General features: G+C 64.8%; 8 protein-coding genes. 6 read left to right on the top strand and 2 right to left on the bottom strand.

The annotated features are described in order from the left end of the window. The 3 genes from RMO25_RS01335 to RMO25_RS01325 all read left to right on the top strand — a co-directional run. Positions 1-722: NADH-quinone oxidoreductase subunit M (locus RMO25_RS01335; RefSeq protein WP_309660792.1), on the top strand; the 722-nt coding region annotated here is incomplete at its 5' end. Continuing rightward, positions 722-2,158, top strand: a complete 1,437-nt coding sequence (gene nuoN, locus RMO25_RS01330) for an NADH-quinone oxidoreductase subunit NuoN (RefSeq protein WP_309660791.1) — start codon at positions 722-724, stop codon at positions 2,156-2,158. The genes RMO25_RS01335 and nuoN, both read left to right, overlap by 1 nt. Next, positions 2,155-2,841: a biotin--[acetyl-CoA-carboxylase] ligase gene (locus tag RMO25_RS01325; protein ID WP_309660804.1), complete on the top strand. Its 687-nt coding sequence runs from the start codon at positions 2,155-2,157 to the stop codon at positions 2,839-2,841. The genes nuoN and RMO25_RS01325 overlap by 4 nt, the downstream gene beginning before the upstream one ends. Here RMO25_RS01325 and RMO25_RS01320 read toward each other — a convergent pair whose 3' ends face one another. Then, positions 2,842-4,002, bottom strand: coding sequence for a DOPA 4,5-dioxygenase family protein (locus RMO25_RS01320; RefSeq protein ID WP_309660790.1), 1,161 nt, complete (start codon positions 4,000-4,002; stop codon positions 2,842-2,844). A 96-nt stretch (positions 4,003-4,098) separates the two neighbouring features. Here RMO25_RS01320 and RMO25_RS01315 point away from each other — a divergent pair, with 96 nt between their 5' ends. Genes RMO25_RS01315 through RMO25_RS01305 form a run of 3 tightly spaced genes read left to right on the top strand, consistent with a single transcriptional unit; the run spans position 4,099 to position 6,792 of the window. Continuing rightward, positions 4,099-4,878 carry a type III pantothenate kinase gene (locus RMO25_RS01315; RefSeq protein WP_309660789.1) on the top strand — a complete coding sequence of 260 codons (780 nt, stop codon included), beginning with the start codon at positions 4,099-4,101 and terminating at the stop codon, positions 4,876-4,878. Between the two features lie 16 nt (positions 4,879-4,894). After that, a complete protein-coding gene (locus RMO25_RS01310) occupies positions 4,895-6,535 on the top strand; it encodes a ribonuclease J (protein ID WP_309660788.1) in 1,641 nt (546 codons plus the stop codon). Then, positions 6,532-6,792 (top strand): DUF1467 family protein, encoded by a 261-nt coding sequence (locus RMO25_RS01305; protein WP_309660787.1) that lies wholly within the window; start codon positions 6,532-6,534, stop codon positions 6,790-6,792. The genes RMO25_RS01310 and RMO25_RS01305 overlap by 4 nt, the downstream gene beginning before the upstream one ends. On the opposite strand, the gene RMO25_RS01300 is transcribed toward RMO25_RS01305, so the two are convergent. Then, on the bottom strand, positions 6,789-9,110 hold the full coding sequence (locus tag RMO25_RS01300; RefSeq protein ID WP_309660786.1) for a hypothetical protein: 2,322 nt from the start codon (positions 9,108-9,110) through the stop codon (positions 6,789-6,791). The genes RMO25_RS01305 and RMO25_RS01300 overlap by 4 nt on opposite strands. Between the last annotated feature and the right edge of the window lie 33 nt (positions 9,111-9,143).

The raw sequence follows: 9,143 nt of genomic DNA, 5'->3' as shown, positions 1-9,143 counted from the left end.
TGTTCGTGCCGTTCGTGTTCACACTGAGCGGCATCGCGGTGGTTTACACATCGCTGGTCGCCCTGGTGCAGCGCGACATGAAGAAACTGATCGCTTATTCGTCGGTCGCGCACATGGCGTTCGTGACCTTCGGGCTGTTTGCGTTCAACGTGCAGGGCATCGAAGGCGCGATGATCGTCATGCTCAGCCACGGCCTGGTGTCGGGCGCGCTCTTCCTGTGCGTCGGCGTGGTCTATGATCGGCTGCACACGCGCGAAATCGACCGCTACGGCGGGCTTTCGGACAATATGCCGGGCTATGCTTTGCTGCTCATGCTGTTCACCATGGCCAGCGTCGGCCTGCCCGGCACCAGCGGCTTCGTCGGTGAATTTTTGAGCCTGGTCGGGACCTACCAGATGTCGACCTGGGCGGCGGTGGTCGCCACCACCGGGATCATCCTGGGCGCGGTCTATATGCTCTATCTCTACTGGCGGATCGCATTCGGGACTCTGCGCCACGCCGACGCAGCGGCGATGCCCGATCTGTCGGCGCGCGAATATTGGTTGCTGGCGCCGATCGCCGCCGTGGTGTTGTGGATGGGCGCCTATCCCGAAAGCTTCCTGAGGCCGATCCACGCCGACGTCGGGCGGCTGGTTGAGAGAATTCAGCACGCCGCGCCCAAGGGTGATTCAATGTTCATCGCGGGCAAGCCGCAAGCTCATGTTTCCGAGGCGGCGCACTGATGAACCGGCTGCTGCCCATCCTTCCGGAGTTGATCCTGACCGTCGGCGCGCTGGTGCTGATGATGGTCGCCGCGTTCGCTGGCCGGCGTGGGTTGGGAATCACTAGCTGGTCGGCGGTTGCCCTGCTGATTGCCGCGACTTTCGCGCTGACCGGCGCGCCATCGAACGCCGGGCCACTGTTTGGCGGTCTGATCGCCGCGGATGCGTTCGGCGCGTTCGGCAAGGTGATCATCTTCCTGGCCTCCGCCGTGGCGATCATCGCCGCCCACGGCTGGTTCGAACGCGGCACCGAGCATGGTTCCGAATATTCGGTGCTGATCCTGTTCAGTGCGGTCGGTGGCGCGGTGATGGTTGCGGCGACCAGCTTGATGACGCTGTACGTCGGGCTCGAGCTGATGAGCCTGTCGAGTTACGTGCTGGCCTCCTACCGACGTGGCGACGAACGCAGCGCCGAGGCGGGCCTTAAATATTTTGTCCTGGGCGCGCTCGCCAGCGGCATCCTGCTGTATGGCATTTCCTTGCTCTACGGCTTTACCGGAACGATGGCGTTTCCGGGCATTGCGGCGGCGTTCGCGCGCGAAGGCACGCACTCGATCGGCTTGCTGTTCGGGCTGGTGTTCCTGCTCGCCGGCCTTGCCTTCAAGATCAGCGCGGTGCCGTTCCACATGTGGACGCCCGACGTTTACGAAGGCGCGCCCACGCCGGTCACCGCGTTCTTCGCTTCGGCGCCGAAGGTCGCGGGCGTGCTGCTCGCCACCCGCGTCTGCCTCGAAGCGCTGGGGCCGGCGACCGATGCCTGGCGGCAGATTGTCATCGTCGCGGCCTTGGCCTCGATCTTCCTCGGCGCGGTTGCCGCCTGGGGGCAGACCAACATCAAGCGGCTGTTGGCTTATTCGTCGATCAACAATGTCGGCTTCGCATTGATCGGGTTGGCCGCCGGTGGGCCCAAAGGCGCGTCGTCGGTGCTGTTCTACATGGCCGTCTACGTTGTGATGACCTTGGGCGCGTTCCTGTGCGTGTTGCGCATGCGGGGCAAGGACGGTCAGCCGCTGGAGAGCCTCGACAGCCTGTCGGGCCTGTCGCAGTCGCGACCAGGCTTTGCGGCGGCAATGGCGATCTTCATGTTCAGCCTCGCCGGGGTGCCACCCTTGCTCGGCTTCTGGCCCAAATTACTGGTGTTCCGGGCGGCGGTCGACGCCGGGCTGGTCACGCTCGCCGTGGCCGGCATAATCGGCACGGTGGTCGGCACTTATTATTATCTGCGCATCGTCAAGATCATGTATTTCGAGGATGGCCCGTCGAAACTGGTCCGGCCGAACCAGGCAATTGAGCGCATGCTCATTTTGGCGGCGGCGTTGCTGGTTTCGCCGTTGGGCTATGTCTTGATCGGTCCGCTCGGCCGCTTCGCCGACCGCGCCGCGGGGTCGATTTTCTGAGCCGTATTCGCATTGTCGAGCGGACCGGGTCGACCAATGCCGACCTGTTGGCCGACGGCCAGGCGGCAGCGGGCGATTGGCTGGTGGCAAGCGAACAAACGGCGGGCAAGGGGCGGCAAGGGCGCCAATGGATCAGCCCCAAGGGCAATTTCTTCGGCAGCACCGTCGTGAAATTGCAGTCCGGCGATCCGCCGGCGCCGAGCTTATCGCTCGCCGCGGGACTGGCGTTGATCGAGGCGGTCGATGTCGCCGTGCCGGATCTGCCGCTGATGCTCAAATGGCCCAATGATTTGCTGCTCGGCGGCGAAAAGTTGGCCGGAATTTTGCTCGAGCGCAGCGGCGATTGCATCGTCGCCGGCTTCGGGGTCAATCTCGCGTCGGCGCCGACTTTGCCCGGCCGGCAGGCGGCGTCGCTCAAAGGCGCGCTGACACCCCATGGTTTTGCCCCGCTGCTGGCCGCCAGTTTTGCCCGGCTGCTGGCACTGTGGCGCAGTGCCGAGCCGGCCGCGCTCGCCCAGGCCTGGCTGATCCGCGCCCACCCGGTTGGGGCGGCGCTGACGGTCCACACCAGCCCGCACGACAGTGTCAGTGGTCGCTTTGATGGCATTGAGCTCGATGGCGCATTGCGACTGCGCACCGACGCCGGCGTCGAGATCGTCCGCGCCGGCGACGTTTCGCTCTAGCTAGAAGTCGGTTTTGCCGAAGCGCGGCACGCCCTGGTTCTTCCCCGGCGGATCGAGCGTCGACAGGTCAAGATCAATGGGATCGCCGATCCAGGTCGCGAGCGAGGTGTGGTCCGCCATGTCATCGTCAGTGAGCGGATGGACCAGAGCGCGGTGCCCGGACGCGCCAATCTTGGCCAAGACCGCATTTAACGATTGCTGCAGGAAATGGATTTCGAACTGCGGGATCGGATGCGGGCCCGCCTTGCCCTCGGTCATCTGTCCGACGAACAGGATTCGGGTGTCGCGGTCAAACTCCGCGCGCAAGGCAGCTGCGGCTTCCCGCGCATTCGACAGGAAATAGATGTGTGCGTGATAGGGTGCGTCTTCGGTGAAACCTTCGGTCTTCGGCTGGGAGGCCGCGACACTGCCCTGCATTTGATCGCGTACCGTCCAGAACAGGATGGCGGCAAAGCCCGCGTTGAGCGCGACCGAGAGCAATCCAACTTCGGGTCCGAACAGGCTGACGTTGTGGATGCCTAGCGCGCCAACGCCACTGCCGACGCCGAACAACACATAGGTCAGCCCGTTCCACAGGCCGTGGGCAGCGCTCGATACGATGATCGACCCCGATCCCAGCCGCAGCAGGCCCCAGACCAGACCGATCAGGGTCGCGTTGAGGAAGAACAAAGGCACATCCGCGGCGCCAAAGTGGAATTCGCCGGAAAGCGCAACGAACGAAATGTGCCAGGCGACGAAGGCCGCGGTCGTCAGTCCCAGCGTACCCAAAGGTGATATGCCGAGCTTACGCGCCGCACCCCACAGCCAGCCGCGAAAGAAACCCTCCTCGGTGATAATCGCCAGGACGAATGTGACGGCCGACAGCAACGCGACATTGGCGACCACTTTACCAATCTGGAAATGCGAGAGGTCGATGGCACCGGCGAAGAATGCCAAAGCGCCGAGCGCGCTCATAACCAGGATCGGATGGGCGAGGGCCAGGCCATAATTGGCTGGACGGGCGATGCGCAGCCCAAGTTCTTGTCGGGTCAACCGATCAAGCCTGGCGAAGACGATGAACAGGGGGATCAGCGGCATCGCGCTGTAATTGGTCAGGCCTGTCGCATCGAATGTGGTCGTGATTGCGATCGCCAACACGACGCCGAGAATCAGCCTGAACATTTTTCGTCTCCCTGCTTGACTGTATTATATCAGTAAAACAGAGAGCGCAATCGGGAGCGCTCGCCAAGGGAGCAGAGAGGCGCTAGGACGCCTCTCATGCTGCTCGCCATCGACGCCGGGAACACCAATCTCGTTTTCGCGCTGCTCCAGGATAGCGAGATCAAGGCGCGGTGGCGGATCGCCACCGACCCGCGCCGAACCGCCGATCAATATGCCGTGTGGCTCCATCAATTGCTCGAGCTTGAAGGTTTTACAAAGGCCGATGTCGACGCGGTCATCATCGGCACCGTGGTGCCCCGCGCGCTCCACAACCTCGAAGTTCTCGCCAGTAAATATTTCCATGTCGAGCCCATGATTGCAGGGCAGGGCGCGGCGACGTGGCCGATCGCGCTCGACGTCGAGGAGCCCAAAAGCGTCGGCGCGGACCGGGTGCTCAACGTGATCGCCGCCCACGCGAAATATAAGGGCGACCTCATCCTGATCGACTTTGGCACGGCAACGACGTTCGACGTGGTCGATTTCTCGGGCGCCTACAAAGGCGGGATCATCGCCCCGGGGATCAACTTGTCGCTCGATGCGCTGGTCAGCGCGGCAGCGATGTTGCCACGCATTGCGATTGAGGCGCCGGCAGAAACCAGCGTTGTCGGCCGCACGACCGAGCGCCAGATGCTGATCGGCATCTACTGGGGCTATGTGGCGATGATCGAGGGGCTGGTCGAGCGCATGAAGGCCGAGATCGGACGACCGGTGACGGTGGTCGCTACGGGTGGCCTCGCGGACTTGTTCGACAAGCATACCAAGGCGTTCGACGCCATCGAGCCTGACTTGACGATCCAGGGGCTCGGCCTGCTCCACCACAGCGCGACCGGTCAGTGATGGCATTGGACCAAGAATGATTCCGGGCGAAGAACTGCTGTTCCTGGCGCTCGGCGGGTCGGGCGAGATCGGCATGAACGTCAATCTCTACGGCACCCGCGGCCAGTGGCTGATGGTCGACCTCGGCCTGACCTTCGCCGGCCCCGATTACCCGGGAATCGACCTCATTCTTCCCGACCTCGAGTTTATCGAAAAGCATCGGGACCGCCTGGCCGGGATCATCCTCACCCACGGCCATGAGGACCATATCGGCGCGCTGCCTTATTTGTCCTCGGACCTGAAAGTGCCGCTTTATGCGACGCCGTTCACCGCCGGCCTGATCGCCGGCAAGCTCGAGGAAGAGGGGCTGACCGGCCAGGTCAAACTGAACATCGTCGAACGCGACGGCAGCGTCGAGCTCGGGCCGTTCAAGGTCCGCTTCGTGGCGCTGTCGCACTCGATCCCCGAAGGCAATGGGGTGCTGATCGAGACGCCGTTCGGGCGCGTGTTTCACACCGGCGACTGGAAAATCGATGCCACGCCGGTGCTGGGCGAATCATCGAGCCCCGAAGTGCTGACCAAGATCGGCGACGAAGGCGTCCTCGCCTTGGTGTGCGATTCGACCAACGTCTTCCAGGATAAGTCTTCTGGCTCTGAGGAAGGCGTTCACCAAGGCATGGCCGAGCAGGTCGCCAAGGCCAAGGGGCGGGTGCTGGTGACGACCTTCGCGTCCAACGCCGCCCGGCTGCAGACCATCGGCCGGGTCGCGACCGAGACCGGGCGCCGAATGTGTGTCGCCGGCCGCTCGCTCGACCGCATCCTCAGGGTCGCCCAGGCCACCGGCTACCTCAAGGATTTCCCCGAGCCGGTGCGCTTCGACGAGGCGATGCGTCTGCCACGCGAGCAAGTGCTGGTCGTCGCCACCGGTGGGCAGGGCGAACCGCGCGCGGCGCTGGGCCGGATCGCGTCGGGTAGCCACGAGCTCAAGCTGGTAACTGGCGACACGGTGATCTTCTCGTCGTGGATCATTCCCGGCAACGAGGTCGCGATCGGGCGGATCATGAACCAGCTGTCGGACCTCGGAGCGCTGATCGTCACCGAGAAGCAGGCGCACGTCCATGTGTCGGGCCATCCGGGGCGGCCCGAGCTCAAAATGATGTACGACTGGGTGCGGCCCCAGATCATCGTGCCGGTCCACGGCGAAGACCGACACCTCGCCGAGCAGGCGCGGTTCGCGGTCGCCCAAGGCGTGCCTAAGGCTATCGTTCAAAGGAATGGCGATGTCGTCCGGCTGGCGCCCGACGGGCCGGCCAAATTGGGCGAGGTGCGCGTCGGCCGGCTGGTCCTGGACGGCGATGTGATCCTGCCCGCCGACGGGTCGACGATCAGCGAACGCCGCCGGATTGCGGTCAACGGGCTGATTACCGTGGCGCTTGCGGTGACGCCGGACGGCAAGCTCGCCGGGGCACCTTTGGTGCGACCGTTCGGGGTCCCGGTCGAGGTCGACCGCGACGATTTCCTCGCCGACGCCACCGACGCCGCGACGCGCGCCTATGACCCCAAGTCCGACGCGGATCGCGTGCGCGAGGCGGTGCGGCTCGCGGTCCGCCGCTGCGCGACCTTGTGGACCGGCAAGAAGCCGACGGTAGACGTAACTATCTTCGAAGTCCGCGCATGACGATCGGTTCGATCGTCGCCATTTATTTCCTGTTCTTTGTCACCGCCGCCTTCGCGACCCTGTCGATCGGCGTCCGCACCGACGAAGAAGCGGGGACAGCGAAAGTGCCGGGCCAGGCGGACAGCGCGCCGCACAGGTTCAGTTTGCCGCGCCATTTGCTGCGTGCAGCGCTGATCGCGCTGGTGGTGTTCGCGTTTTATTACGCCAATTGGACCTACGGCTGGATCACGCCCGGAGACCTCGACTTCTACAACTAGCGGCGGCGTTCGATCGCTTGCGCCAGCGCGGCGTAGAGTTTGCCCATGTCCGACGACATCAGAGTGACGGCCATCATGCCGCCGTCGCGCTCGGCGAGCACGCGGCGAAGCATCGCCTCGAAGTCGTGGACGTAGCGATTGACCGACCCCTGGAATTCGGGATCGCCGTCGTAATAGGCCTTGATCGACTTGGTTTCGCTGCCGCCCAGGAGCCGGACCGCGCGGCGAGTGAAGACGCCGCGATTGCCCTTCAAATAGGACGTCCACGCTTTGTCGTCGATTTCGTCCGACAGAATCTTGCCGACGTCGATCGCGGCCGAATTCATCGAATCGATCAACAGCGACACGCGGCGGGCGAAGGCTTCGCTATCCTTTTCGCGCTGGTCGGCCTGCCCCTGCTCGAAATATTGCTCGAGCGCGGCACTGCTTTGGCCAAGGGTCAGCATCTGCTGGGTCAGGCGGTCCGACGCTTCGCGGGCGCTCTCGACCGCGCGTGCCGCAATCGCCTCGACGCCGCGTAAGCGATCCTCGACCCCTTCGCGGATCGCCGTTTCGAGCGCCTCGCGGGTCGCTTTGGAGAGTTTGCCGGCGCTTTCCGGAATGACGCCTTCGATCGCTTCGCGGGCCCGCTCGGCGGCATGGCTCGCGGCCTCGCGAACCTGGAGCAAGGCGGCGACCAGCGCGGGTCCGGTCTCGGCGGTCAGGCGCGACGCTTCGCCTTGGGCTTCGGCCAGCGCAGTGGTCAGCGCAGTCAGTCGCGCCTCGGACGTGCCGACGCCGTCGTCGATCAACGCCAGCAGCGCCGCGAAGCGGTCAGCCTGCTCGGCGATTCCAGTGCCGCTGGCGGCAATCTGTGTGCTGGCTTCGACCGCCGCATCGCGCATCCAGCCAATTTCCGGTCTGGCGGTCTCGGCCGCTTTGAGCACGCGTTCGGCGCCGCTCTCGGCATCGCCGATGGCGTTCGAAAGGCCGTCGCGAATTTCGCTGGTGAGTTGGTCGATGCCCTGGCGAAGCGCCGCCGTGCGCGTCGCCAGCGCTTCGATCGAGGTATCTTGCGATCCAGCCTGTTCGGCCAGCGCATCGAGCTCGGTGCGGGCGCGGGACAGCGAACCGAGGAAGTGATTGGCGCGATCGTCGCCGTGAGCCGACAGTTCGGCAAAGCGTTCGCCGATCAGGGTCAGGCCGCGGTCGATTTCGGCGAACATGCGCTGCGAAACCCGCTCCTGCTCGGCGACTTGGGCCGACAATCCGTCGAGTGACGCATTGGCTTGCCCAATCTTCGCGCCGAGGACGTCGGCAGCCTCGATGCCGGCCCGCCCGATGCCGGCCGACGCCTGCTCGACCAGCGCCGTAACGGACGCGGATTGGGTGTCGATGCCGCCACGAATTTCGTCGAGGGTCGTGGCAGTGCGGTCGAGCAATGTGTCGAGCGCGCCCGAGAACGAGGATTCCGCTTCGCCGACGCGGGCCGCGGCCGCGGCGCCGGCGCTTTCGATTTGCGTCAAATGCGTGACCAGCCGCTGCGCCGCTGCCGAGACCAACTCGTCAGCCTCACGAGTGCGTTCGCTAAGGGCGGTGACTTGCTGCCCAAGATCGGCGGTGCGCGCAGTTGAGTCGACGCTAATGCCGCGCAGTTGTCCGGCAATGGCGCGGGTCGTCGCTTCGGCTTGGGGCAGGTCGCCGATCAGCACGGCCATGTCGTTACGCGCCGATTCGGCCGCTCGATCGACGGCCTCGCCGCTGCGGCTCAGCCGTTCGGAGGAAGAATTCAATTCGCGGCTGATGCCGTCGAACCGACCGGTAGTCTCGTCGCCCAGTCGCATCAGCCGTTCGGCCATGCCGGTCAGCGATGCCTGGCTGTCCTCGATTCGCTGAGAAAGCACCTCGAGCAGCGCCTCCAGCGATTGCGTCTCGGCGCGCATGGCGATGACCGAGCGGGTGAAACGCTCGGCTTCGCGGCGCCGGGTGCGGCCGAACATGATCCAGACGAGGCCCAGCAGGGCCAGCGGGCCGGCGGCGATGGCGACCCATTGGGCGATCTGTGGAGAAGACAGCGGCTGTCCGGCGAGGGTACGGCCGGCGGACCAGGCGCTATATGCCATCCACAAAGCCGCAAGAATGGTGAGCGCGCTGCCGAGGACTTGCCGGCTACCCGCCGCTCTTGCCGCCCAATCAGGCTCAGGTTCGCTCCACTGGATCTGCTCCACGCCGAGTTCGAGCGGGTCGAAGTCCGCACTCGATTCGATGAACGAACGGTCTTCCGCGGCCGGTGAATTCTCGGCAGGCGGAAGTTCGGCGTGCTGGGTGCGTGGGTTCATGGCAATAGCCAGTTTACCACCTTTGTCTCAGCA

It is taken from the genome of Sphingomonas sp., from assembly GCF_031361285.1.
GTDB lineage: Bacteria > Pseudomonadota > Alphaproteobacteria > Sphingomonadales > Sphingomonadaceae > Sphingomicrobium.
Note: the sequence above shows the minus strand (reverse complement) of the source record. Positions and strands in the feature narration are given on the sequence as shown.

What these genes read in the sequence shown, in the direction of transcription:
- nuoN (WP_309660791.1), top strand. Translation starts at nt 722, where the DNA reads ATGAACCGGCTGCTGCCCATCCTTCCGGAGTTGATCCTGACCGTCGGC.
- RMO25_RS01320 (WP_309660790.1), bottom strand. Translation starts at nt 4,002, where the DNA reads ATGTTCAGGCTGATTCTCGGCGTCGTGTTGGCGATCGCAATCACGACC.
- RMO25_RS01315 (WP_309660789.1), top strand. Translation starts at nt 4,099, where the DNA reads ATGCTGCTCGCCATCGACGCCGGGAACACCAATCTCGTTTTCGCGCTG.
- RMO25_RS01310 (WP_309660788.1), top strand. Translation starts at nt 4,895, where the DNA reads ATGATTCCGGGCGAAGAACTGCTGTTCCTGGCGCTCGGCGGGTCGGGC.
- RMO25_RS01305 (WP_309660787.1), top strand. Translation starts at nt 6,532, where the DNA reads ATGACGATCGGTTCGATCGTCGCCATTTATTTCCTGTTCTTTGTCACC.
- RMO25_RS01300 (WP_309660786.1), bottom strand. Translation starts at nt 9,110, where the DNA reads ATGAACCCACGCACCCAGCACGCCGAACTTCCGCCTGCCGAGAATTCA.